At 36.7% G+C, this 26761-nt stretch carries 20 protein-coding genes and 2 pseudogenes; 7 read left to right on the top strand and 15 right to left on the bottom strand.

Features of this window, described 5'->3' with window-relative positions; all coding sequences use genetic code 11:
* The first annotated feature begins 895 nt into the window (after positions 1-895).
* Together ADICYQ_RS04670 and ADICYQ_RS04665 are read left to right on the top strand one after the other, a co-directional pair.
* On the top strand, positions 896-2374 hold the full coding sequence (locus ADICYQ_RS04670; protein WP_040414558.1) for a BCCT family transporter: 1479 nt from the start codon (positions 896-898) through the stop codon (positions 2372-2374).
* Positions 2361-3419, top strand: coding sequence for a glycoside hydrolase family 113 (locus tag ADICYQ_RS04665; protein WP_235114380.1), 1059 nt, complete (start codon positions 2361-2363; stop codon positions 3417-3419). The genes ADICYQ_RS04670 and ADICYQ_RS04665 overlap by 14 nt, the downstream gene beginning before the upstream one ends.
* Before the next feature lie 12 nt (positions 3420-3431).
* Here the strand turns inward: ADICYQ_RS04665 and ADICYQ_RS04660 are convergent, their stop codons facing one another.
* The 3 genes and pseudogenes from ADICYQ_RS04660 to ADICYQ_RS04650 all read right to left on the bottom strand — a co-directional run bounded on the left by ADICYQ_RS04660 (position 3432) and on the right by ADICYQ_RS04650 (position 7117).
* Complete coding sequence (locus tag ADICYQ_RS04660) at positions 3432-4217, bottom strand: TspO-related membrane protein (RefSeq protein WP_020892388.1); 786 nt, start codon at positions 4215-4217, stop codon at positions 3432-3434.
* Positions 4218-4255: 38 nt separating this feature from the next.
* On the bottom strand, positions 4256-5494 hold the full coding sequence (locus ADICYQ_RS04655; RefSeq protein WP_081652290.1) for an MFS transporter: 1239 nt from the start codon (positions 5492-5494) through the stop codon (positions 4256-4258).
* 103 nt (positions 5495-5597) lie between these two features.
* Positions 5598-7117: pseudogene (locus ADICYQ_RS04650) on the bottom strand (GH3 family acyl-acid amido synthetase).
* A 522-nt stretch (positions 7118-7639) separates the two neighbouring features.
* On the opposite strand from ADICYQ_RS04650, the gene ADICYQ_RS04645 reads away from it, so the two are divergent.
* The gene (locus tag ADICYQ_RS04645; protein ID WP_020892384.1) at positions 7640-8053 is read left to right on the top strand and encodes a phosphoribosyltransferase family protein; all 414 of its coding nucleotides are present in this window, start codon (positions 7640-7642) and stop codon (positions 8051-8053) included.
* 67 nt (positions 8054-8120) lie between these two features.
* On the opposite strand, the gene ADICYQ_RS04640 is transcribed toward ADICYQ_RS04645, so the two are convergent.
* From ADICYQ_RS04640 to ADICYQ_RS04625, 4 genes are all read right to left on the bottom strand, one after another.
* Positions 8121-8762, bottom strand: coding sequence for a carbonic anhydrase (locus tag ADICYQ_RS04640; protein WP_040414555.1), 642 nt, complete (start codon positions 8760-8762; stop codon positions 8121-8123).
* A 210-nt stretch (positions 8763-8972) separates the two neighbouring features.
* The gene (locus tag ADICYQ_RS04635) at positions 8973-9857 is read right to left on the bottom strand and encodes a pirin family protein (protein ID WP_040414578.1); all 885 of its coding nucleotides are present in this window, start codon (positions 9855-9857) and stop codon (positions 8973-8975) included.
* A 29-nt stretch (positions 9858-9886) separates the two neighbouring features.
* Complete coding sequence (locus ADICYQ_RS04630) at positions 9887-10924, bottom strand: 1-acyl-sn-glycerol-3-phosphate acyltransferase (RefSeq protein WP_020892381.1); 1038 nt, start codon at positions 10922-10924, stop codon at positions 9887-9889.
* Complete coding sequence (locus ADICYQ_RS04625) at positions 10905-11816, bottom strand: bile acid:sodium symporter family protein (protein WP_020892380.1); 912 nt, start codon at positions 11814-11816, stop codon at positions 10905-10907. The genes ADICYQ_RS04630 and ADICYQ_RS04625 overlap by 20 nt, the downstream gene beginning before the upstream one ends.
* Positions 11817-12087: 271 nt before the next feature.
* On the opposite strand from ADICYQ_RS04625, the gene gap reads away from it, so the two are divergent.
* Positions 12088-13092, top strand: coding sequence for a type I glyceraldehyde-3-phosphate dehydrogenase (gene gap / locus ADICYQ_RS04620; protein ID WP_020892378.1), 1005 nt, complete (start codon positions 12088-12090; stop codon positions 13090-13092).
* A 162-nt stretch (positions 13093-13254) separates the two neighbouring features.
* Here the strand turns inward: gap and ADICYQ_RS29540 are convergent.
* From ADICYQ_RS29540 to ADICYQ_RS04585, 7 genes and pseudogenes are all read right to left on the bottom strand, one after another.
* A pseudogene (locus ADICYQ_RS29540) lies at positions 13255-13476 on the bottom strand (DUF1801 domain-containing protein); the annotation flags it as partial.
* A gap of 140 nt (positions 13477-13616) precedes the next feature.
* Complete coding sequence (locus ADICYQ_RS04610; protein ID WP_020892377.1) at positions 13617-15197, bottom strand: neutral/alkaline non-lysosomal ceramidase N-terminal domain-containing protein; 1581 nt, start codon at positions 15195-15197, stop codon at positions 13617-13619.
* Between the two features lie 224 nt (positions 15198-15421).
* Positions 15422-16423, bottom strand: a complete 1002-nt coding sequence (locus ADICYQ_RS04605; protein WP_235114372.1) for a mannonate dehydratase — start codon at positions 16421-16423, stop codon at positions 15422-15424.
* Between the two features lie 124 nt (positions 16424-16547).
* Complete coding sequence (locus ADICYQ_RS04600; RefSeq protein ID WP_020892374.1) at positions 16548-17759, bottom strand: glucuronyl esterase domain-containing protein; 1212 nt, start codon at positions 17757-17759, stop codon at positions 16548-16550.
* A 121-nt stretch (positions 17760-17880) separates the two neighbouring features.
* The gene (locus ADICYQ_RS04595; RefSeq protein ID WP_152520458.1) at positions 17881-19455 is read right to left on the bottom strand and encodes an energy transducer TonB; all 1575 of its coding nucleotides are present in this window, start codon (positions 19453-19455) and stop codon (positions 17881-17883) included.
* Between the two features lie 44 nt (positions 19456-19499).
* Positions 19500-19799: a M56 family metallopeptidase gene (locus ADICYQ_RS04590; RefSeq protein WP_235114382.1), complete on the bottom strand. Its 300-nt coding sequence runs from the start codon at positions 19797-19799 to the stop codon at positions 19500-19502.
* 8 nt (positions 19800-19807) lie between these two features.
* Entirely contained in the window at positions 19808-20263 is a 456-nt protein-coding gene (locus tag ADICYQ_RS04585) for a hypothetical protein (protein ID WP_161625576.1), read from the bottom strand.
* Between the two features lie 677 nt (positions 20264-20940).
* Between ADICYQ_RS04585 and ADICYQ_RS27360 the strand changes: the two genes are divergently transcribed.
* Positions 20941-21087 (top strand): hypothetical protein, encoded by a 147-nt coding sequence (locus tag ADICYQ_RS27360; RefSeq protein ID WP_020892370.1) that lies wholly within the window; start codon positions 20941-20943, stop codon positions 21085-21087.
* Positions 21088-21152: 65 nt separating this feature from the next.
* Positions 21153-21359: a transposase gene (locus tag ADICYQ_RS04580; protein WP_020892369.1), complete on the top strand. Its 207-nt coding sequence runs from the start codon at positions 21153-21155 to the stop codon at positions 21357-21359.
* A gap of 811 nt (positions 21360-22170) precedes the next feature.
* Here the strand turns inward: ADICYQ_RS04580 and ADICYQ_RS04575 are convergent.
* A complete protein-coding gene (locus ADICYQ_RS04575) occupies positions 22171-22794 on the bottom strand; it encodes a LytR/AlgR family response regulator transcription factor (RefSeq protein ID WP_020892367.1) in 624 nt (207 codons plus the stop codon).
* A 1545-nt stretch (positions 22795-24339) separates the two neighbouring features.
* Here ADICYQ_RS04575 and ADICYQ_RS04570 point away from each other — a divergent pair.
* Positions 24340-26676 (top strand): T9SS type A sorting domain-containing protein, encoded by a 2337-nt coding sequence (locus tag ADICYQ_RS04570; protein ID WP_040414545.1) that lies wholly within the window; start codon positions 24340-24342, stop codon positions 26674-26676.
* Positions 26677-26761: the final 85 nt, after the last annotated feature.

Genomic DNA, 26761 nt, shown 5'->3' with positions numbered 1-26761 from the left:
GGGTGGCATTCAATTCACATAAATCCCATATTATTTTAACAAGCTCGTATTATTGAATGTTCACGAAAAAATCCCCCTTGGTCCCCCTTTGAAAAAAAGGGGGATTTTGGTTTTTTAGGACTTACGAATACGTTCCTGATTTAACATTTTAACAGCCCACTTAAATTTTATCATTCAAGCTTTAAAACAACTTTGGCCGAAACTCTGACTAGTTCTAAAACAAGTTTACAGATTAATGTTTAAATACTGCAATTGGTTTTATTTTACAATTGAATTCAGTTTAGCATTTATTTACTTCGCCCTTGCGCTTATTTCCTTCATCCTTGTCAGTTTTTACTAGAAGTGTGAACCTAAAACCATCAATATTTAACCAAAAAGCCGAAAATTTCCACCTAATAACTTCAATTCCCCACTTTCGAACCGCTCGCTTCCATGTAAAAACCTGACAGGAGGAGTTCCGAAGTCCCCTTACCCACTTCCGAAGTACCCCAAATCGTTTTCGAAATCAGAATTTTCCGGTAAAAATGTCAGAATTTTCACTTAAGGATCAAAAGGTTGTCATTTTTTAATGAAAATGTCCAGTTCGGAGGTTTAAAGTCCCACTTCTGAACTCAAGCATTTGAGTTCAGAACCTCAAGCCTGTCAGTTTTAAGTACCCCTACCTGCTTATTAAGTAGGGGGGGTGACTATTTAAGTGGATGGGGGTACTTGTGAAGTACCCCTATTTGGTATTTGACCTATTGCACTTGTTAAAGATGTTCGCCAAAATTCTTCATAAAGCACTAAAATTATTGAATGCTTTCAATGAACTCAAACCGTCTCACCTTCTCCTTTTAATTTTATTGGTTAACCAGCTGTTTTATATTTATATTCGAACAAATATAAACCACTTAACGTGACCTTTTACCGTCAACCAACATTCGTCATTGCGCTGTCAATTTGCCTGTTCTTTTTGGTATTGGCCTTTAGCTTTCCATTGGGAATCAGAGAACAATTGGCAATTGCTTCCGCATCGACTTTAAGTTTGTTCGGGAATTATTATTTGGTCTTGGGCCTATTTATGGTCTTGCTTTTAATTGGAATAGCGATATCTCCATGGGGTAAAATTAAAATTGGTGATGGGCCGGTGGCTTATAACTGGTTTTCCTGGGTAGCCATGCTCTACAGCACCGGCATGGGAGCTGGGTTAATGTTGCGTGCCGTTCAGGAACCTGTTTTTTATTATACCAACCCTCCCAGAGCCACTGATTTACCCGGTGAAGTATTTGCTTTAGAATATACGTTCTTCCATTGGGGACTCACACCATGGGCATTTTATGGCTTGTTTGGGCTGATGATAGGTTACTTGGTTTATGGAAAGGGGAGAGCCATGTTAAGCTCATCCCTCTTGGTAGGTCGGTATCGCCGTCCCTTATTAATCGTTGTAGTAGATGTAATTACGATCATAAGCACTTTATTTGGTGTCGTTGGAGCGGTTGGACTTGGAAGCAGGCAATTACTGGTTGGTTTTCAAAAATTATTTGTAGATATAGAAATAACCTATTTCAACAATGCCTTGGTGGTTCTCTTGCTTGGTGGCTTGGCAACGATTTCTGCTTTTTCAGGTCTGAGTAAAGGAATTCAAAATTTATCCCGCTTTAATATAAGTGTAGCCTTGTTTTTACTTTTAGCGACCTTGTTCTCTGGAGACATTGTAGGGATAGCAGGGAATTATTTCTCATCTATCGCTGCCTATGCCTATGATTTCTTGCCCATGAGTATCAATTATGGAAGCAAAAGTGTTTCGCAGGAATTTTTAATGGATTGGACCTTTTTCTATTGGGCATTTTGGCTTTCATGGGCACCATTTACCGGGGTGTTTATCGCTCGAATCTCAAAGGGAAGGTCCTTCAGGACTTTTATATTTGGGGTTATTCTCGTGCCCTCCCTGGGTACTTTCTTATGGTTCACTGTGTTTGGTACCAGCGTCTTTGAAATGATTGGAAACCCTGAAAACTATAGCGGTCAATATGATTCTCTGTACGGCTCTATTTTCGTTTTCTTTGACAGCTTCTCTTTTGGGGGATTTCTAAAGGTTTTATCCTTTATCTTGGTATTTACCTTTCTTATTACCTCATTGGATTCTGCTATTTATGTACTGGGAATGTTCGCAGACAATGGCAATATGGAGCCCAACAAACAACATTTATTAGGCTGGGGTTTGATTTTATCCTTGTTCACTATTGCGACGCTTTTTATTGGCAAAGAAGAACTTCTTCAGGCAGTCAGCCAATTACTTGTTTTAATTGCACTGCCCTTTAGTTGGGTTTACCTTCTGATGATTGGCAGCTTTCTCTTTATCCTTTTTAAAAGAAATAATCATGATGCAATTTAAATTGAATAATGGGTATTTGTGGCTTGTTCTTTTATTAGGAGTAATGGGCTTGTCTTCTTGTGAAAGCAATAAAAAATTGGCAAGTTTTGAAGGGGTGAAGCACAAAGGAGTTTGCTGGGTAGGTAGCAGGAAGCCACTTCAAGGAGGGGAATTACGTTCTTTGCAAAATTTAGGGGTGAGCCACCTTTCACAAACACCATTTGGCTGGCAGAAGTCGGTTACTGCTCCAGAATTAAGTTGGGAAAAGGACCGTGAAAAATCATGGTGGGGGGAAAGTAGCAATGGATTAATTTCCACTTCTGATACTGCCAGTTCCTTGGGGCTTACCAATATCTTGAAGCCACATATTTGGGTGCGGGGATCTTGGCCTGGGGAAATAGAAATGACCAATGAAAAAGATTGGAACCTGTGGTTTGAAAATTATAGAGGATTTATCCTTTATTACGCCCGTATCGCTGAACGGCAGGGAATACCAATTTTATGTATAGGGACGGAATTTGAAAAAGCCAGCCATAAAGAAAAGGAATGGCGAGAAATTATTTCTGCCATCAGGGAGGTTTATAATGGAAAGCTTACTTATGCCGCCAACTTCACAGAATACCAAAAGGTCAATTTCTGGGATGCCTTGGATTACATAGGTATTCAGGCCTATTTTCCATTGGTCAAAAACGATAAAGTTCCTGACTTGGCACAATTGATTGAAGGATGGGAAAAGGTGATTCCAGAAATTGAAAAAACGAACAGAATCTTTCAAAAACCAGTTATTTTCACTGAAATAGGTTATTGTAATACTGAGGATGCAGCACAATCACCTTGGGTATGGCCAAATGAAAGACATGCTTCCACGCTTTCGGAGGAAGTTCAGGCCCTGTGTTACGAAGCTTTCTTTGAAGCTGTCTGGGAGAAACCATGGATGCAAGGGGTGTATTTTTGGAAATGGTATCCTCAGCCCTCTGGCAGAGAGCCTGATTTTACTCCCCAAAACAAAATGGCCGAGAAGGTAATGAAGAAATACTTTCTCGACCCAAATATGACTGATGGTTAATATGTTTCCGCTTTACTTCCCCATTTTTGCTGGAATGGAAGTTTCCCGGTTGATATAACTATGAATACCAGCAATAAGGACCAAAATCCCTGCAAGGGCGATTGCAATAATACTTAATGTCTCATTTATGCCCCATTGTTTCACTGCAATGGCAGTAATGCCCCAAGCCCCGACAAGGGCAGCTTCCCTCATATTTCTATTGTAGGTAAGAAAGGCATAAATTGAGGTGGCTATGATAAGGATCAAGGAAGCCCAGGCGGTCTCGGACCAAAGGCCATCTAATATTCCAGTGCTTTTGATTCCAACTGAAAGTGTTAAAACAGTAGCTAGGATCACCCAACCCGTATAAATGCAAATTGGCCACCACACCAAAAAGATGGTTTTGATAGGCGCATCATAAATTTCTAATCTAAGCCTCAATACCAATTGAATCAATGAAAAGAGGAGCACAAGGATGACGATTACAGATAGCAAAATCTGCTCATTTACCCAAACGTAAATCCAAAGGGCATTGCTCAGATTGGCAACCGTAAACCATAAGCCGGAAGGCTCCAATGAAGTATTATTCTGCTTTTTAAAATAACAAACCCACTGGTAAACGAGAAAGGATATTAAACTCAGATAGATAAGCCCCCAGATAGAAAAGGCATAAGCGGCTGGTGTGATCAGGGTGGTGAAATCATCACTGATATCGCCGACCGATTTTCCAAAATAGTCTCCTGACCCTCCCAAATAATTAATGAATAGGGTGATGATAAAACTGATGGTGTTGATCAATAAAAACGGTAGTGGTTTCATTTTTGAGTTTAGGTTTTGTTGTAAGGTTAATTGCAGCATCAATGTAATTCAAGCTTTTTGATAGCCCTATAGGTTCTCCTTCTTAATAAAGGTAAACTTTTGGCATAAAATGCAGCCAAAAAGAGCACCCCTAAACTTCCAAAAGCCAGCGTGGTTGGTGCACCAATCCAGTCAGTTAGAATTCCAATCATAAAACTCCCCACCGATAGGGATCCCATGAATAGCATGATATAAAAACTCAAAACACGTCCCCTTTTCTCTTCTGGAGAAATGGATTGAATCAAGGTATTTGATCCTGTAAAGATGATTACCCTACCTAAGCCTGTTGCTAAAAGGGCCAGGAGTGACAACCATAAAATCGAACTGAAAGAAAAAACCGCCAGCCCTATTCCAAAAACAATAGTGCCTACGAGTATTAACTTATCCAATCCTAAAATGTTATTTTTTGTACCTACAAAAAATGCACCAACTAACGAACCCAAACCTACTGCACTTGTCATGTACCCAAAGATTACCGCATCCCCATTAAACACCTCTGCAGCAAATACGGGCAATATAACCATGTAAGACATTCCTATTAAGGTAATGGCAGCAACAAAGAGCATTAAAAAACGAAGGTGTTTTGTTTTAAAAGCAAAACGAGCTCCGTCTGCAAAAGCATTTTTAAAATTTTGTTTAGGAGCAACTTTAGATGGAGGCCGGTACTTGATAAAAGCAAAAAACACAACTACACTAAAACTCGCTATTGCATAAAGGAGCAAACAATAGCCTTCGCCTATTATTGGTATCAAAATGCCTGCAATGGCAGGTCCAACGATTCTAGCTGTATTGAAAAGCGAGGAATTCAAGGCAATGGCATTCGTCAGGTAGGCTTTGTCTTCAACTAAGTCATTTACAAAAGCATGTCTGGAAGGCATTTCTAGGCCGCTAACCAAACCGAAAATTATCTCCAGGCTGAGTAGCATATTAAAAGTTATGTTTCCCGAAATGGTGAGCATTGCGAGAACGGTAGCATTGAGGGCGATAGTAGATTGGCATACCATCAACAACTTGTGCTTGTTGTATTTATCTGCAAAAACACCTGCGAAAATTGAAACAAGAAATGCCGAAATCTCCCTTGAAAAGGAAACAATTCCTAGGAGCAGGGCAGAGCCAGTTAGACTGTAAACCAGCCATCCAACAACCACTTGTTTCATCATATTCCCCAGGTTAGAGAATGCCTGTCCGGTAAAGAAATACCGATAGTTTGTTGAAGAAAGTGATTTGAATATTAGCATTGTAATTGATCAAAAAATATTATCACGCAAATCAGAGATGATTCGTCCTTGATCTTTTACAATCGTAAAATTGGCTGTTTGGTTTCATTCAAAGGGAAGAAAGTTAATTGCTTTTGACAAAATCCTCCCATTTCCCAAAAGGTTCAGCTTTCATGACCCGTGGAAACTTGACCTGTCCGCCTTTCTTTTTTCCTTTTCATTGTAAGCAATGAAGGTGTTGACTGGGACAATCTTTACATCTATGCTCTTTAAAGCTTTGGATCTAGCTACATTGTAATTTTTATTGTTTTCTCGAAGGAAAGCATCCAGAAAATCCTTTACCGAAGCTTCATCTGCATTTCCTGAATCTTTTCCAAGGTACCAGCGGTGAAGGTATTCCCCGTTTTCTTCAATAGCGGCTACGGTGTACTCAGGAACGGTAAGGTTGAATTTCTCCTGTACAGCTTCCATGGCTTTGTCCATTTGGTGTACTCCCAATTGACTCCCCACAACGTTCAAGAAAAACTTGGTTCGGCCCGTGATTTTAATTTCTGCCTGTTCCTTATTGGTAAAAGATATGGTATCCCCAATCATGTATCGCCAGGTGCCAGCAACAGTAGATATTAACAATATGTAATCCTTGTTTTCGACGACCTCTCCAATATTTAGCGCCTTTGCATCAGCTTTTACTGCTCCATTTTCATCAATATTTTCTGGTTCGAAAGGAACAAATTCGAAATAAACTCCATTGTCTAAAACCAATGCCATTGAATCTGTGTCGGGACGGTTTTGAAAGGCTAGGAACCCTTCCGAGGCAAGGTAGGTATCAATATAGATCAGTGGATGGGAAAGGTTTTTCTCAAAACTTTTTCTATGGGGCTCAAAGGCTACACCACCAGGTGTGTAAACTGCTAAATTTGGCCAAATATCGTGAATGGAGGATACGCCATGATAGGATATAACCCTTTTCATCATTAGTTCAATCCACGAAGGAATGCCTGAAATACTTCCTATATCCCAATCTTTGGCATTTTTTGCAATTTCTTCTATTCTATCATCCCAATTTTCAATGGCGGAGATTTCAGGTCCTGGTTTGTAAAAACCTTGAAACCAAAATGGGATTTGACTGGCACTTATCCCACTAATCTCGCCTTCTAAAAATCCATCTTTGCTTTGAAGTGCAGTTGAACTACCCAGCATCATGATTTGACGCTCAAAGAAATCAGGTGGTAAATCATATTTGGATAAACTAACGACTTGTTGAATCCCCGTTTTTCTAATAGCATCGATCATGTCGTTAGTCACAGGAATGTACTTACTCTTGCTAGTGGTGCCAGAACTTACTGCGAAATACTGGTTGATGCCTGGCCAGGTAATGTCTTCATGACCTTCTCTAATTTTCTTCCACCATTCACTGTATATTTTATCATAGTCATGATAAGGTACTTTTTCTTGAAAAACTTTAGAGATATCCCCAGAGTCCAGAATATTCTTAAATCCATAATACTTTCCAAAAGCGGTGTCTTTCGCCGTTTCCAGAAGGTGATTCAATACTTTTGCTTGGTCTTTTTCAGGGCTGTTTTCCGAATTTAATTTACCGCCAAGTTCAATGGCTTTCTTTATCAATTCACCTATTACGGGCATAAGTAATGCTATTATTTGTGGTCGATTTATTTTTTATAGTTTGAAGCAATTATCAGACCATTAAAAAAGCATGTGTTTAAGTTGTTGTAATTTAGTCTTTTAAAGAAAGTTTATTTAAGTTTACAGAATGTTATAGTTGATGAGGGTCAATTATAACATAGTTTTTAATGGTTTCAATGATCTTAAAAGGCATTGTGAAATCAGCTTTAAACCTTTAAACAGCGGGTTTAATATTATTCCAGATTAAAGTAGTTTAGTTTGGGAATGGATTTGTCATAAAATTGGGTTGAATTAAGTGGTAATGTGTTAAGATTTTTGCCCAATCCCTTTTGTCTTTTTATGCGATAAATTCAAATAGCTTTAATTGTTACAGGTTTTGAAGAATTGATTTTTATTTTAATAATACTTTGAATCTGAAGGTGTTATTTCGGAAATGTCAGCATTTGAAATGAATTCACCCCAAAATGACTTGGCTTTTTATATCTCGGGTTCAATCTCAACATTACGGTTTAAAATATAATTATGAAGTCTTCTTTAGATATTTCATTTGGTGCCATTAGTGATGCGCTACATGGTTTCAATTTTCCTGAAATTGATTTGGTTTTAGGAATCTCGGAAGGGGGCAAAGCACCAGCAGCTATGATTGCGCATCAATTGGGCGTAACACTAAAATTAATAAACTTAGGGAATAAAAATGATCAAGGGGACTTTTCACTCTCTTCCTCAGAAATTGAAGAGGTTTTAGAGTGGGATTTTTTCGGTCATCATCGGATCTTAATTGTAGATGATGTTTCAATCACTGGCAAAACCTTGCAGTTATTAAAAGAGAATGTCCGAGCTGATGATGTGTACACCTTGGTTCTTTTTGGCGAAGCAGACCATGTTTTGTTTCCCAAAGTGAAATCTGCAGTAAAGTTACCCTGGACTGCAGAGTAAAAATTATTAGACTGATATACTAAAGTTGTGACATGCCTTTTCTATATAATAGGGGCAGTTGATTTCTCTAAATCAGTTCTGTTCCCAGGTCATAGATATTTCTAACCTCTTGTAGTATATGATTGATGTCAATATCCAGGTCGATCAAATTTCCTGTTTTGATATCAAAAACAACCCCATGGATAATTGGCCCTCCATTTTTGAGAAAGCTCTTTTGCCAAACGGCCATTTTTATCACATTTATGCATTGCTCTTGAACATTCAGCTCAACCAATCGATTGTACCTTTGCTGATCATCCGAAATTGAATTTAGCTCTTGAAAATGTAAACGGTAAACGTCCCTGATGTTTCTCAGCCAAGGATTTAATATTCCAAGATCTTTTGATTCCAATGCCGCAGCTATTCCCCCACATAGGTAATGACCGCAGACAATAATATGCCTTACTTCTAAATGACCTACAGCGTATTCTATGACAGAAGCTGAATTATTGTCATTGTTGGGGACCAAATTGGCAATGTTTCTGTGAACAAAGACTTCTCCTGCATCGGCACCTAAAAGTTCTTCAGCGGTCACCCTACTATCGCTACAGCCAATGAAAAGATGCTTTGGTTTTTGACCTTTGGAAAGTTTTTCGAAAAAGTCACTGTCCTGCTCCAACTTTTTTTTAACCCAAACTTTGTTATTCTCTAATAGTCGTCTGTACTCCATAGTGTTACCTTGTATTCGTTTACATTACAACTTTAGTGAATGGTTGAACTCCAGGCTCAAAGCCTTCAAATATACTTTTAATCTTTGTGTGAGCAAACCCATCCCGGTAAATAGCTTCTATAACGTGTTGTTTTAAGGAAATTAATTTTTCTTCAAGAACCTTTGAATGTTATCTCAAACTTGGCTTTGATAGGTGAATTTAATGACGGATTATTTAGCAGACCTTGGAAGGGGAAGAGGAACAAAATCTGTTTCACCAGGTACTTTTGGGAATTTTTGGTCAACCCATTTTAATTTGGCTGCTTTGATTATTTCTTTGTTTGAGGAGACAAAGTTCCAGTCAATATACCGTTCTTCTGGGAAGGGTTCACCACCAAAAAGATACACTGTGGAATTCTCTGCCATGGTAAAAGAACATAATTTACTGTCATTTGCAACCAATAATTGCTTAGGGCCATAAGTATTACCCTCCGCACTAATTCCCCCATTCAGAATATACAGCGCACTTTCCCCAAATAAATGATCTCCCAAGGTTAATTCTGCAGTCTTAGTGCTTTTTATCTCTAAAAAGTACAACTTACTGTAGGTGGGCACTGGTGATTTCTTTCCAAAAGCTTTGCCAGCAATTAATTTCATTTTAACGCCTTCTTGTTCCCATGCTGGAATTTCTTCTGCAGAGATATGAGAAAAGGAAGGGGGCATTTGTTCCAGGTTTTTAGGCAGCGCTACCCATATTTGCAAACCATGGAGGCTTTTGTCTACTTTTCTTAGGTAATCGGGCGTTCTTTCAGAATGGACAACGCCCTTCCCGGCTGTCATCCAATTCACTTCTCCAGGTTTAACTTCTACTGAGGTACCCAAACTGTCTTTGTGCAAAATGGATCCTTCAAATAAAAAAGTGAGCGTAGAAAGTCCTATATGTGGATGAGGGGGGACATCCAGGTTTTGTCCTTTATCCAATTGGACTGGGCCCATATGGTCTATGAAAACGAATGGGCCAACAGCTCTTTTTTGTACAAAAGGCAATAATCTTCCTACCAAAAACTTCCCTATAGAAGCCGCCCTTTCCTCTATAATCAATGATATATTTGACATTTTATTACTATTAAGCGCTTTGTTTCTACCTATCTCTTTTTGATCAAGTCCTTTTCCGTTTGGTTGTACCAATTTCGGTTAAACTTTAAACTTAGAAGCATTAGTAAGATACAAATTATAGCGGTGCTTAATGAAGTGAAAGTGTAAATGAAATAAAAAACACTAAGATAATAAATTGGAGCAACCACTAAGCCCAGACAAAACTTGAAAGTACCGTAGAATACGGTGTCTATTATCTTTGGTTTTAAAGATTTCCAAATTATCCAAAGCGGAAAATGCATGGCCTTAAAAAACCAATTTTTCCATTTTGGATGGTGTCCTTTTTTAGCATCGGCCACAGAGGCTAATAAGGAAGATTCAACCCCCCATCGACAAGCAGTGATGTCCGTATTGGATCGAAGGATCATTTTAAGGGACTCATTGTAAGTTTCTTCAGGAAGGTGTAAAGTCAAAGATTGTAATTCCTTTTCCACTTTTTTAAGCAATATTCTTTCCTGGCCAATGTATTGCTTCGCTGAGATAGGTTCTCCGATGTCTAATAACACCTTAGATCCGGACTTTTGGTGCGCCTGGTAGTTTATGCCAATGGGTAGTATTTTTAAATCCATCTCAGGATCGTTGTGTAAAGCCTCAGAAACAATCCTGGTGAAGCCTTTGCTTAATGGTCTCACCTGGCGTTTGAGACTGTGATTACCTTCTGGAAATACGAGGATCTTCCCTTGGTTTTTCAATACCTTTTCACAAAACGAAAAGCTAGATTTATTTCCATGAATACTTCCAAACCCATCTCTAATCCTAAACACTGGCACCATTCGAATAAAAGCCAGTATTTTAGCAATAATAGGGTTTTTAAATACTGAAGCCCTTGATAAAAAATGGGGTTTTAGATTGATGAAGGTAGCGATCAACAAAGGATCCAATAATGCATTCTGATGGTTGGCTATAATGATGATTGGGTCATCCTTATAGTCTTTCCATTTTCCTTTTACTTTAATTTCAGAAAAGTAAAACCACAGGGCCGTTTTTACAATCCCGTTTAAAAAATCATTAAACAGTCTTTGCCTCATAGCGGTATTTTTTCCAAAGTGAAGCTATTATTAGCCCTGAGACGATGTGCCAGATTCCCCACCATCCTGCGATAATAGACATACCACCCAGGCCATCGAAATAATTGAAAATCAAAACCAGCGCTAGGCCGGAGTTTTGAATCCCTGTTTCAATTGTAAGTGTTTTGGTGTCTTCAAGGTTTAATCCGAAAATCTTTGATAAGCTGAACCCAGAGCCTAATGCAATAATATTATGTATTAAAACCAGCCCAAACACCCATCCAATAACCTTTATAAAGAGATCAAAATTGCTATAAAAGGCGACAATCACGATGCTTATAAATATGACAACACTTAAGGGTTTCAAGATTGAGGCTGTTTTTTGAGCTATTTCTGGTTTGTATTGATTGATATAAATGCCTAAGATTAACGGTATTCCTAAAATAAGTGCTACAGTTTCAAATACATCCCCATAATCAAGGCTAATACTTTTTAGTAAGAGGGCAGTAGGACCATACAATCCAGACCATAAAGCAAAATTAAATGGGGTAAGTAAAACAGAACTTAATGTAGCAAAAGCCGTAAGACTTACAGACAGTGCAGCGTTACCTTTTGCATAGTTGGTAAGGAAATTTGAAATATTACCTCCTGGACATGCTGCCACCAGAAACATTCCCAAGGCAACACTAGGAGTGGGTTTGATTAAAAGAACCAAAAGAAAGGTTAAGAATGGTAATAAAAGAAATTGGGAGACAATACCTAAAAAAAATGATTTAGGTTTGGTCCATATATAGTTGAAATCAGAAAGTTTGATTTCTAGTGCGACTCCAAACATGATCACCGCCAAGGATACATTCATTAATAAAAGAGAATCCTCCCCAAAATTGATCTGCATTTGATCTAATTCTTCCATAAAGTTTTCAATGTGAAGGCCAAAATTAAGATAAATTTTCAGAACGGTAGTTTTGTTGGATAAATGTTAAGTTTTTACAACTATTCAAATACAAAATTTCAATGATAAATTTAATTTTTATAAATTTGACCATTGAAAATTTCGGAAGGAAAGATCAAATAGCCCTTTTGGCTAATTTTGAATTGTTCAGCACTAGAACTTCATTTTATTTCCAAAGCGGTGAACAACAAAAAAAGTAATCTTTTAAACCATAGAATAGACAATAAACATTATGGAAAAAATTAAAGTAGGTATCAATGGATTCGGTAGAATTGGAAGACTCGTTTTCCGTGCCGCTCAAGAAAGAGAAGATATTCAAATAGTAGGCATCAATGATTTAATAGATGTTGATTACATGGCCTACATGTTAAAATATGACTCTACTCATGGCCAGTTCAAAGGTGATGTAGAAGTGAAAGATGGTCAATTAATAGTTAATGGTAACGCCATCAGAGTAACAGCTGAAAGAAACCCTGCTGATTTGAAATGGTCTGACGTAGGTGCAGAAATAATTGTAGAATCTACAGGTTTATTCTTGACGAAAGAAAAAGCGCAAGGTCATATTGATGCAGGTGCTAAAAAAGTAGTAATGTCAGCTCCTTCAAAAGATGACACGCCTATGATAGTAATGGGTGTAAATGAAGGCACTTATACTTCTGATATGGTATTTGTTTCCAATGCATCTTGTACTACTAACTGCCTTGCTCCACTAGCTAAGGTTGTCAATGACAACTGGGGTATTGTAGAAGGTCTTATGACTACTGTACATGCTACTACTGCTACTCAAAAAACTGTTGACGGACCTTCTATGAAGGACTGGAGAGGCGGAAGAGGAGCTGGACAAAACATCATCCCTTCTTCTACTGGTGCAGCTAAAGCTGTAGGTAAAGTTATTCCTGAATTGAACGGAAAACTAACCGGTATGTCTTTCAGAGTACCAACTCCTGATGTATCTGTAGTAGATCTTACTGTAAGATTAGCTAAAGGTGCTACTTACGAAGAGATTTGTGCTAAAATGAAGGAAGCTGCTGAAGGTGACCTTAAAGGAATCATGGGCTACACTGAAGATGCAGTTGTTTCTAATGATTTCATCGGAGATCCAAGAACTTCTATATTTGATGCAGGAGCTGGAATCCAGTTGAACGATAATTTCGTGAAATTGGTAGCTTGGTATGATAACGAATGGGGTTACTCTAACAAAGTAGTAGACTTGTTGCAATACATTGCAAAAAAATAATAAGCGAAAGCTTATAGCATATTTAATAGGGTTGGAGATTTTTCCAACCCTATTTTTTTTAATGCTATTTTCATAAGTGGTTATCCACTCTTCCATACTCACTTTTGCTATTAGTTCGCCAATTAAAGCGAAGGGTATTTGGTCCAGTTTTTTGAATCGAATACAGCTTTTACCCATATCTAGTTTAGCACTGCTGTGTTTAGGGTATTCTTGTTTAAACCAATTCATTAACTCATCATTGGCATAAATGCATAAGTGATACATGGCCAGAAAATTCTTTTGATTGGCAATATTCACAAAGGGTAGGGGCAATTTAGGATTACAATGGTAGCCTGCCGGGTACCGCTCATGAGGAACTACATAGCCAATCATGCCATAGCTCATTGTTTCTTCAAAACCTTCAGGAAGTTGGGAGAGAATTGTGTCCCTCAGTTGAAAAAAAAGCAACCTTTCTTTCCTCTGGAATCTCTTCAAGATAGGCTTCCACCGATTGTGCTTTGCTATTCATATCAAGATATTTTTGGTTAGTTTTTCTCTAAGTTAGTAGCTGTTTTTGAAAGGTCCTGCAATAATTTTAAAGTCTCTCGGTGTAGTATTGGAGCTGTTTCGGGCCCAAGGGAGTTAACCTCACCATAAGGTGCTTTTTCTCTCCCATATGTGAAAGGTGCTTTTTCATCCCATTGACTTTTAGGCACGATATAGCCGATCATGTCATTGGCCATTCCACTAAAGAATTTAAACTTACCTGGCATTTGACTTTTGATGGCAGGGACTTCGACAGGGGCTATTCCAAAGTCAGCCCCTTCAGGAGCTTCTACTCCTCCGTTGAGGATTTCAGGATAGAGTTCGCCGGGGATATGCACAAACGTAGCAGGGCCTAGTTTCCATACATTCACTTCAGACCTAACATTGCCCCAGGAGATAAAGCCTCTATCAAAAACCCCAATAAAAGAAGCGAGTCTAAAAAGCTTATTGGCCATTGGAAGAACCACTGTTTTAGCACGCAATGACATGCTACTGTTATAGACTGTATCCATTCCCTTGTCCATGGTTTCAAAGCTGATTTTAGCTAAAGCCATTCCTTGAGCATCTATTTTTGCTATAGTTGCTTCTTTAAGTGTGTCTTGAGAATAGGGGTGGAGCAAAGGATCACTTGGCCTTGTTGTCATAAGGCCTCCAAGTGCAGCATTCATAAATATGGAAACACCCCCCAGTCCTTCATGGTAAAGAGAATCATTGTATACGATCCCATTTTCCATGTATTCTCGCCAATAATGAGGGAAATCTGAACTTATCAGCGTATTTTGAGACCAAAGCGTTTCAGGATGGTTGCCCCAGTTCATAATTGTTCCCAAGGTTTTATTGGATCCTTTTTCTACCACTTGCATTAACCTTATAGCAGCATCGTAAACCTCCGGAGCCCTGGTATCTCCTACAAGAGGAGCAGCATCACTTTCATTGATAGCAAATTTTAAGTAAGCCGGTTTTTGATTGTTGTAGGCTGCCAATACAGATGATACGATCCCGTCAAAAACCAGGTTTTTATATCCTTCATCTACACCTCTTGTAAAAGGATCAGGACCCCACATGCCCATCATGTCTGGAGAAGAATGCACGTGGGTACTTGTAATGATAAGATGATCAAGGTCTGTTTGTTCGAGAATTCGTTTTCTTACCGTAAGGACTTCATCATTCCCAAAGCCTATCATGTCGATAACGCATAGCCCTAATTTTATTTTACCGTCATTTAGAACCATGGACCTTGCCCATAAAGGATCATTAATCCCGGATGCGGGCTTATTCTGGTGAAAACCTGCTACCCAAATCGGGTCAAATTTGCCATTTTGATTGAGATCGTTGTAATAATCGCCATCTGATTCATTGAACCTGGCATCGCCATTTACATCTTCCCAGGTATCAAACCCCACAGGGCTAATGTCCGCAATAGCAAAGCCTGCAGAGAGATTGCCATCTCCTTCATTCATCAATGAAAGGTCCAGGTTATATCCCTTATGTCTGTCTCGAAATTGATAAGTACCGTAGATCAGAATCAATACAATGAGGGTACCTATAAAAAGGAGAGAATACTTTAGCCAGCGATTCATATAATAGTTTTTATTTATTACTAGAAAGGTAAGGAAAAGACCACTATATCATATACTTATATTGAATATATTCGGTGAATATAGAATATACATAATGTTATCTAAGTGATCCAATAGATATGTTAAGGAAAAGTTAAGTTACAAGAAAATAAAATTTATAGAAGCATAAGCATTTCACATTCTTTCTTTAGGAAAAAATGGATGGTGGCGAATCATTAATTATTTCAGCCCTGGGATTTTCCTACACCCTCCATAAGCCCTCTTATGTATCCAATAGCAAATAGGGTCCCTATAGTACTATAACCAGGTTTGTCGTTACTGTCTCCAGCCATAGTGGGGACATGGTCGGGGCGCATGGGACCTTTAAAACCTATTTCATGATAAGCTTTCATTGCAGCAAACATGTCAGTTTTTCCTTCATCATGGAAAGTTTCCTCAAAGTTGTTTTTGTCTCCCCTTACATCTCTGAAATGGACGAAATGAATGACTTTCCTTTTCCCGAAATCCCGTATGGCTTCAGGAATGTCTACTTGTTGGTCACCGCTTCCCATGGAGGCAAAGCTGCCCTGGCAGAAAGTGATGCCGTTGTTTTCACTTGGATAAAGTGCCAACATCCGCTTAAATGCTTCAACCGAGGTAATTATACGTGGTATGCCCTGGATATTGTCAACAGGTGGGTCATCAGGATGCAAGGCCAGTTTAATGCCAAACCTTTCGGCTTCCGGAACTACTGCCTGAAGGAAATAGTTTAAGTTTTCCCACATTAATTCAGGAGATAAAACCCCATATTCAGTAATGGGTGCTTTTCGGAGAATGGCCGCAGAGTTGAAACCACTCACCATAGCACCACCCCGACCAGGTTTATCTAAAAAAGTGCGTGCCCAGCTTATCACCGGCATCCAATTGTAGCAGATGGTATCTATGCCCTCAAGTGACAAATTTTTCATTAAAGTGATGAAGTTTTCAATTTCCTCATCTCGTCCGGGTAGACCAAGTTTGGTTTTTGTACCAAGAAAAGGAGGCCCTTCTACCACCCTCAGGGATAGGCCTTCCTTGTCCCAGGCATTTTTGATGGCTTTGATTACCTTTCTTGAATTGTCTTTTTCTCCTGGCAGGCCAGCCAAATTAGCATGTATTGGGCTAACTGCACCCATTACATCCATTTGCCGGGAAAGGGCGGTTTTATGTGTTTCTATGCCCCAAAAGTAAGCCAGGCACAATTTCATTCCCAGATCCCTTTCGTAATTATTCCTGGTAATTGGACTTGCTTTGGAAATTGAGGGAAGGATAACTGAGCCAGCCAGAGCTAGCCCAGTTAGTTTAGTGGAATTTTGAAGAAAAATTCGTCTTTCAATTTTCACTATTAATGCCGTAATGTTTGTCAGCAAAATCCATGAATAAATTCCAATCGTAAGGAGTCAAATTGTGTTTCCCTTCACGAATGTGGTGTCCTGCATAGGGTAGGTGTACAGGGTTGCCTGCTGCATTTATTTCTTTAGGAAAGTTTCCTTCCATATTGTAGATCTCCCTGTGTACGCGAGTACCCAATTGTAAGGAAGTGTACTCTCCTTTGGGATCAGCCCATAGGTCTTCAGATGCGCTGGCAACATAGACTGCTCTAGGGGCAATTGAAGCTATAAGCATGTGCTGGTCTATAGGTAAGAGCGCTTCATTGTCATTGTATTTGCTGAAATTGTCTGTAAACCAATAAGGAAAAACGGTGTTAATTATCTTCACAGTCTCTCCAAACTGTCTTCTGGACATTGCAGCACCTCCGCATCCAGACTCATTTGATATGGTGATGGCCCATCTTGGGTCCGATGCTCCTGTCCATAGAGATGCTTTCCCACCTCTGGAATGTCCGATAACAGCTGCTTTTTCTGCATCTATTTCTGGTGCCGTCTCAAAATAATCCATGGCACGCATGGCGCCCCAAGCCCATGCACCTAAGCCGCGAAGCCCATTTTCTTTTTCTAATTCTTCTGGGTACAATTTGCTTAGAATATCCTCACTAAAGGTCACCTTGTCATCATCAGAAACATCTTTAACATGAAAAGTTGCTGCTGCATACCCTCTTTTAACTATTTCCTCTGCTGGCCAAAAACCCATTTTAGTTTTTCTGGTAGGATCAATGTTTTCAGGATCCCTATGATTGATTAATAAAAAAACTGGAGCAGGACTAATGGTTTTATTAGGAATGAAAAGGATCAACCTCATGGTTACCTTTTGGGTTTTATTGGTAACCTCAATGTCTACCTCCTTAAGGGTAGCCATTCCATTCATTGCCATTTTATTTTCATTGACCGTAGTGAAGTTTATGGCATCAATGGCTTCTGGCATGTTGCCATAAACATTGTCCTCAAAAAGATTTACAATTTCAGGTCTTCGGAGGTGTACCCAATCTTGTATGGTATTTATTTCTTGTCCTTTTAAGTTTACGAAGATGTCGGGAATAGAATATTCAGGAACTTTTGATTCAATTTCGTTTGTGTTTCTTTGCCCAAATGTTAAGCCAGGAAGAAGTGAAATTAAAAACAAGCAAAAAAAGGATTTGTAGGTCATTTTATATTTTGATTAGAATTATTACTACTGCAATATATAAAAAAACCTACCAAAAGGTAGGTTTAAGTAACGTTAGAACTGTGTTTCAGCCAAATTATCTAATGAAATTGGACAATCGAATTTATTGTTTTGTTTTGATAACAATTGCGCCATTTTTGGCTTTTTCCCCATACAAATGCAATTTGTCTGAACTGACCATGGAAATGGAGTCGATCTCTTCAGGTTTAGGATAATCCATATTATCGGGATTTACTTGTAGTATCCCGTCAATAATAAATACAGGGGTATTCATGGGATTTAATTCAGTTTGATTTGCTTCTCCATAAAAGTGTAATTTATTAATTCCAGCTTTTTTAAGTGCTGCCTGCACATTTTGTACCTCACCCATTTTAATGTTTTTTCCAGCAGAAAGCCCGACAATTATCAATTGCGGATTGATGGTGTAATAACCGATATAAACATTGATAATATCCGATAGACTTGAATTTATAGGCATGGCTACACCATTGAAGGAAACCAAGCCCTCTTTAAGAATATGGACTGGAATTTCTTCTCCAGGTGATTTTAAAGGATCACTAGTTAATCTCTTTTCTTGTGCCTTAAAGCCATTTATATAAATAACATCTCCATATGCTTTATCCAAACTTGGGATTACATTATTTATGCTTGCCCTATTTATTTTGAAAGAGATTGGTAAGAACAATTCATATTCATTTTTTTGAAGTACTGGTATTAGATTTGGTGCATCTTTTAAAACATTTATTATGGATTCTTCAAATTGTGGACTAATGCTTTGTATAAAGGATATATCTGTTAAGTCGCCTTCAGAACTTGTTTTAAGCCTAACTATTGCAGTACCAGATATGCCCTCTTTTATAGTTCCTTTTGGAAAAGAAAGCATTTTGGCCAAATGGTTTTTGAATGGGTTGCCAAGTGTAATTGCTCCGGATTTGAGATCATCCTTAACTTTTATTGCTAGATTTTCGGGAAATGTATTGAGAAAATCATCCTGAGTACCATTGATCGTAGGTGTTTTACTTTTTGTCGGTAATGCTAAGCTGTTTTCATTTTGATTCAGCTTTTGTATTTCAATTTTAGCATTTATTATAACTGCTTTAATTTCGTTTGCGTTCTTACCTGGCTGCCAAGCTGGACTTTCAGTATTTGTAAGGGCTGCTAATAAAATTTGATCAATCTCCTGGCCTAAACTTTTCTTGATGGAGGCGTTTACTACTTTAGCCTCTTGGTTTATAACAAACTCCAACTCAACATTTCCACCCTCTACATGTATTTCATCTATAAGTGCTGCAGGAATTTTACTAGTTAAATAATTCTCCCAAGCTTCCCAACCTATTTTTGGCTCTGGCTTATGGTCTATAGCGTAGTAGGGGTAGGCATTTTCGTATTTTTTATTGAGTGTAGAATTGGGTCTTAATGCTTCAACCAAACTAAGCACTTTTAAGTATTCTTGCTGACTTTTGATACCAGTAAACTCATATGACAATTCGCCTACCTGTACATTGAGCGATTCATGGTTCAGTTTTCCAATGCTTTCATAGTGTGTTGGGTTTTTAATACTTTTCAATTTAATACCAACCGCCAATGAATCTTGAAAAGCTTCAATTTGATTTTTCAGAAAAGAGATGGGTTGTGTAGAATAGTTATTCAAGGAAATAATGCTGCTGTTGGTTTTCATGGAAATTAAACCAAAAACCATAACCATTAAGGGAATCAACATTCCTAACTTAAACCAATTCGTTTTTTGTTTGCTTTCATCATCTGAATTCGTTTCAGCGTTGTGGAACGAATAAAATAATTGCCCAAAGAAAGATCTAAACCTTGAAAAGCCATCTTGGCAACTAACTTTGGGTAGGTGTCTTTAAGCTCAGCATCTTTAATTACTTTTTCATCAGCTTGAAATTCATGTAAATCAATTAACGCTTTTTGCATTAAGTGGATGATAGGATTAAACCAAAAAACATTACACATGACCTGATATATAATTACATCATAGGTGTGTTTTTGCTTGACATGTTCGATTTCATGAATTAAGATTTGCTTTTTTCTTTTGGACTTAAAACAATAGCGTCATCCCAGAATATCTTGTCGAAGTAGGAGAATACTGGCGCAAGGCCAAAAGTAGGTACATTGAAATATTTCTCTTTTAAAATGTAGGTTGTTTGGTACCATCCTTTTCTTAAAATTTCTTTTAGTTGGATAAACTGCCAATAAAATTTGGCGAATAAAAATAATACTACTATTAGATAACCAAGATATAAATAGTCAGTAAATACCCATAAAGTTGGTAACCTACTTCCAGTAACGGTTACTTCAGGTAGTCCATAAGTTCCAGCTATTTCATTTTGGGTGTTTAATTCAAACGCTTTTAGAAAGGCTGTGTTCTCTAAAGAAATACTCGGCTTTTCAAAAGAAACAGGGATTTCGATTAGCGAAAAGGCTATGGCTAAAATAGGCGTTATCAATAAATAAACCCTGTTAAACATGAAAGTTTTTTCATCCTTGAGAAAAACCCAATAAAAGGCGTAAAAGAATGAGAGGCAAATTATACTCTGCCAAATAAAATTAATGATTAAAGCCATATTCAGTTTTTAAATGTTTTTGCAGATAAGTAATTTTTTTCTGTCAGATTTAAAATCTAAAAAGAATTCGCACTATGAATTTTCTAAGTGGTTAACTTTGAAAATAAGGTTATGGCAGGCCTTGATTTTATTGGATAAATGAGCAATAATCGATCAAGGACTAAGGTTTTGTTTCCTACTTTATGGGTGAAACCTTAAACAAATCGTTCAAGTTAGAAACAAGCCTATTTAAACTTATCGATTTAGTTTTAAAAATCCTAAATAATTTAAAAAAATTGCTTAAAGCCTTAATTTCAAAAATTAATCCCGGTATCCTATTTAACGTTAAATGAACAGATTTAACAAACTTTAACAAATTTATCGTTAACGTTTCCGAAAATCCGCCTGAATTCATAATTAAAAGGGAATATAAAAATTTATTTTCCAAACTTTTTGTTAGCCTTATGAAAACAATTTATCATTTTAGTACGTTATAATTAAATAAAATAAACAAAATATAATTTACGGTATGGATTTTGTTATCCAAGTGAAAATTATAGTGTAACTTTGGCAAGTATTATCATCTAAATAATTAATATAATATGTCTATTCAAGAATTTTTAAACAAGTATTCAGACCTTTCTAAAACCAACGCTGTGGTTTATATGGAAGATGCAGATGGAAATATTTTCCATTCAATTGACGAAGCGCATAAGAAAGGAACGCATCCATTTACAACAAAAATTTAAAAGATTCAGCTATAGCTGACCTAAATGACTTAGGATTAACTTCCAAAAGTGAGGCTTCGAAATTAATGGGGCTTATTCAATTTATTTACGGAGTAGATGCAAAAGCTGATAAATCAGCTACGCGAGGAAGACGAACTTATTCAGCAGATGAAAAAGCAAGTATACTTGCTAACTGGAAGAAAGCTGAAGCTGAAGGTAAAACTAAGGCTGATTTCAGTAAGGATACTGGTGTTACCTATCAGACTTTGTTTAAATGGATTAAAGAATCATAAGAGGTATTAAAGAAATTGTTTGTTGGAAAGCTTGATATAATTAAATTTGTTGACAGCTGTTAACTAATTTCTATTTATTACTTCAAATTATTAGAAAGCACCCTGGCCAAATTTGTAAGGGTGCTTTTTTTATGTTTTTCTAAAGTTCTATTTCATATTTTGGGTTGAATTAATAGGATTAGCAGATAGCTATAAGGATCATCCTCAAATTGCCTGAATTTTTCAAAGTGATGGAATAACAGTTAATTCATGGGCTTTTCTAGTGCTTTTCCCTTTTTTAAATAAAGTATCGAGGCATCAATACCATCATTCATTACAGTTGTCCTGAGAGGAAATACCCTCTTTGAGCCAGACTATAAAATAGGGCTCCCGACATTTTACCTGTTCTTTGTTTATTTGATCCGAGCCTGAGCAAACTAAAAATCTCCTTTATGTTCATAGCTTGAGGGAGATTGGCATTTTACCTTTTTTTGGCGATATGCCAGGTCATATTTAAAATTTCTAAAATGACCTGATGAATTTTTCCAAATAATGGCTCAGTTCGAACCGAAACTGCTTGTGTTTTATGACCGCAAATGCTGATACAAATCAAACTGTTATATTCATTAACAGGAATTATTAGCATAGGAACATTTGACGGTCGGAAAATACTTAACTTTTAAGAGGTTATAGTGTAATATGATTTTATAGACTAGTCAAAGCAAAACTTAACTTGATAGTTTATTGATGGTTTTTAGCAGATTCTGATAATAGTTTCTTCCTACAGGGATCTCTTTTTCTTCAATTATGACTGCTGAAGAGTTTAGGGCATCTATTTTTTTAAATTTATAATAAACGATTTATGAATTCTTAAAAACTGTTTTTCAGGTAGTTTTTTCATTAGCTCTTTCACAGTACTTCTTAAGGTGTATTGTTTTCCATTGACCAAGATATGTATATAGGTTCCTTCAGTTTTTATCCAATTAATATCTTCTATTAGAATTTTTTTTAACCACCCATTTTCTCGGATAAATAACTCGGAGGTACTTCTTTTGGGCACAGTTGATTTGTTTCTATAGGTTTCTAATGCTAATTCAATTTTTGTAATTAAAGCATTGAAAGTAAATGGTTTGGTTATGAATCCGTCTGGATGAAGATGCTTTACTTTTTTTGCTATTTCTGGACCCGAAGCTGAAGTTAAGAACACAATTGGAATATCGAGTTTTAGTCTGATCTCCTCAGAAAGATCTATTCCTGTTTTATTTCCTTTTAAAATAATGTCTACAAGAACTAAATCCGGAAGAGTCTCTTTAATTATCGGAAATGCTGTTTCAGCCTCATCCAAAACATCTACTAAGTCATACCCTTGCAGGTCCAGCATTTCCCTGATGTTTTCAGAAAGTGCGTAATCATCCTCAACTAATAATATTTTGATTTTGTTAGATGGTTTATTCATTGAAATTTTGACCTGGTAAGGATTCTTTAAAGAAAGAAGTCTTTAGAAATTTTTTTTAATTCGAACTTTTTAAATAATTATCATCCTTATTAATTGCTCATTGAAATTAAAATTGAGTGATTAAAAAACTCAAATTAAGGTCTCCAAAATTGAAGGGTTTTTTATTTAAAAATAGGGGGGAATAGGATCGGTCATAGCTTAATGATGAATGGTGGAGATGATGTTTCTTCAGAAGTAAAATACGTAAGAGCTTATAAAGCATTAATAACAAAGTTTTTACATATTGTAAAATGCTAGATAATCAAGAGGTTACCAGAAATGCTGTGAACTGACTTTAGATTATGTATTACATATTAATGGAGCAAAATTTTCACAAATGAAATTTGCTGGGGTTCTTGAGAAATGCATGTTTTCCAATAGTAATCTAATTAAAGGATGACCATTAATTTTAAATGTTGGATTTTTTAAATTGCATTTTTTCGTAATTTGCATAGGCTTTAGTTATAAACCTAATTAAGGTGTTTTCTACATTTATTGCGTTTAAGAAGTATTCTTCCTATTTGATATTGCTTATTTTTTATTTTTAAATCCAAATCAATCACGTACATATCTATGAATCAATGGATATGTATTATTTATTTCCTTTTAAAATAAATTGTACCTGAAAAAAGTGGGTGGATTTTACGGGTATTGTACTTATTTAACAGGGATTTTAGGCAGAAGATTTAATTTCCAGTATTTATTAATGATCACAATTCAGAAGTAAATCTTATTAGGATTGATTAAAATAGATGAAAGTTTTAATCATTTTCATTGAAGCCGCTCCAAGTAAAATACCCTTCCTTAGTTTTTGCTAATAACCTTTTAGTTTAATTGGAGGGTAATTTGAGGAAGAAAAGTTATAGAGATAAAGGACAATCGATGTAAGGGAACATTTTGTCATTTGTGTATTGGGTGACACTGTAGGTGCTTTCAAACTTTAGCCTGGATAGGTAAAGGAAACCTTCTTGACTCCTCATTTTGAAAGTTTGTTAGTGACTCTCATAATTGAATCTTAAATTATTTTGAACTCTAGCCCCACTAGAAAATCACATTTCAAATATTTTTGTCATTGTTGGGGTTCTAATTCTCTCCGTTTCTAGTGGAATTAGGAGCGTGGTTTCGGGTATTTAAATGGCAATATATACAGGGGGTTAATTCAATTTTAATCCAGAGGCCTTATGTTTTGTCTGAATTTCCGGATATTGAAAGGGAGAGAGGTGGATTCTTATTAGGTATAGTATCAGGGTAAATTTCATTTTTTGCCTTTCCTTCTAATTTGTGATTTTAATTTTTTGTTATCTAATAAAAGGATTCTGTTACCCTATGTAGTAAGTATGTTAGCTTTCGTATGGTCGTTAAGTGTAAATATAATCTTAATATCATGTAAATGTTTTTTGTATACGATATTTTGTATTATTTCTTTTTATCAACTTTTTTACCATTTTAGTATTTGTTAATATATCGGAATAAAGTAGGTAATTTTGACTTACTAATTTATTCTAAATGGCTATAAATAGGTTTTATAAAATTATAGGATTGTTTTTATTACTCAATATATGTGCTCTTTTTCATAATTCTTTTTTGATAGCAGATTCTATATATGCGTCAAATTCTACAGCCATTATTGGAAACAAATTTTCGCCATGCGGTGGCTTTCTTCAGCCGTCTTGCGATAAATCTGTACTAAACATTTCCAATTCTGAGGATGATAATGGGGCTTATGCCCGCCTTTTGTCCAGCCCGGGAATTGCATTAGGGATTAGTAGTTATAAATCCAAGATTGAGCTTAGGTTTGATAGTAGTATACCGGCAAATACAACAACTTATGTAAGGATTGATGCTGATGAAAGTTTGCTCCAATCTTTACTCGGAGGAAGTCTTGGTGATCTTCTTTCAGGGGTCTTAGGGTCAGTTTTGCTAGGACGTCAAGAAATTGTTGTTGAGGCAAGAACTTCCTCTTCCTCAGTGATGGCTCCTATATCAAGTTTAGATGGTTTTGATAATAATTATGTCAATTTAGTTAATGATGAGTTTGGAAACAGTTATTTGGCAATTACACCCAATGCTGACTATGACAGAATTTTAATAACAAATCAGGCACTGTCTGGGGTTGGTTTTGGATCTCAATATTTTCTGGATGTGTACCATGCATTTTATATTGTTCCCGACCTTTGTGATTATCAGCCAACATTTACAAGTTTTGAAGGAAGTGGTATTACGCTCGATGCCCTTGAATTAGCGGATCAAATTGAATCTTTACACCTCGCCATAGATGATGATTTGGAAAATACCTCTTCTCAAATATCCTTAGGGACAGTAGGTGTTGCAGGGGTTATGGAGCAAAAGATTTATTTCAATACTTCCATACCTCCTGGAAATGAAATTTTAATCAGTATGGCTATAGACGAATCATTACTTGATTTGGGGCTTTTTAACAATGTAGATTTGATCGCTTATTCCAATGGCTCTGAGGTCAGCACTACTTCAGCATCTTCTCTATTGGATTTGGATGTACTGGGTTTATTGGATTCCGGAGATTTTTTCCGATTTCCTATTAGTGATGACGAGGCTGAAATTGATCAAATAGGAATTAGAATTTCTTCATTGTTTGGATTAGGGGTCTTGGAAGGGAGTCTTCAGATTAGTGGAGTTTCCGTAAAACCTGTCCGGCCAGTAGTGGAAACACTCCCCGAAATTGGGGGATTTGAGATATGTGAGGGTGAAATTGTTAGTGTTACCCCTTCCAATGAAGCCGGCGGAGATTTACATTGGTACCAAATGAATGGTGACAGTGAAGTTTCATTAGGAATTGCAAATACTTTTCGCACTACAGAAAGTCTCCCCTCTGGTGAACATATATATTTAGTTAAGGCTACAACGGTTTCTTGCTCAGAAGAAAGTGAGCCCGTAAGGTTTAAAGTAAAAGTAAATCCTACGCCTAAACCTTCAAATTATGAAATTCAACCCCTTGGTGAAGCAGCAATAGATGAGAACGGTAAATATGTTTATGTGGAAGGTGTAAATCCTGTAACGTTACAACCTACAATTAAAGATTTCCCAGACAACGGTGACTTTAAATGGTACCTGGATGAGACTATGACAAATCAGCTTTTTGATGGAGAAGTAATAGATAATGTTTTGTATGAATTAGAAGGATCTGAATTAACCATGTACGGTTTGGAATTTAGGGACGAATTTGATCCTTATGTATTTTATATCGCTTATATTCCTGATGGTGTCTGTGCTCCGGAAGAACCGATGAAATTGGATTTGAGCTCTATTTTAACGATTCTTAATGTTAATATAATAAAGTTTGAAGGGGAACAAATAAATAAAGGCCAGATAAAATTGGATTGGCTTTTTACCGGAATAAAGCCAAATGAAATAGTAACCTTGTACAGGTCAAGTACTGATCTACAATTTGAGGAATTGGCGTCTTTCACCGGTGATCAAGTCTTGAGTAATACATTCATAGATTATGATCCTCTTGTAGGAAATAATTACTATAAACTGGAAGTGGATGATGAATTGGGACAATCCAGATTTGTATCCCAATTAAAAAGAGTTCAAAAACTTACTAATGAAGATAAAACTTTCAGCATCTATCCAAATAATTTTGAAAACGATATCACGATACGTAGAGAGAAAAATGGTGTTTGTGAATCGGTTCTAATGCTGTATTCTGGCAATGGAAAGATGTTTAAAACTGTGGGATTCAGCTTTTCAGAAAATGCGAATAAATACACGCTTTCAGATTTAGGCGGGTTCCCTTCTGGCAACTATTTTTTAAAAATTATTACTGAAGAGAGAAGTGACTCATTCCATTTATTAAAAAAGTAACGTTTTTATAAATGGAAATAGAGGTGTTTTCTATTGAATATAAGAAGGTTATGTTATTGATATATTTATTTGCTTTTTTTATTGA

Origin of the sequence: Cyclobacterium qasimii M12-11B (assembly GCF_000427295.1) — a bacterium.
Classification (GTDB): Bacteria; Bacteroidota; Bacteroidia; order Cytophagales; family Cyclobacteriaceae; genus Cyclobacterium; species Cyclobacterium qasimii.
This window is presented reverse-complemented; position numbering and strand designations above follow the sequence as displayed.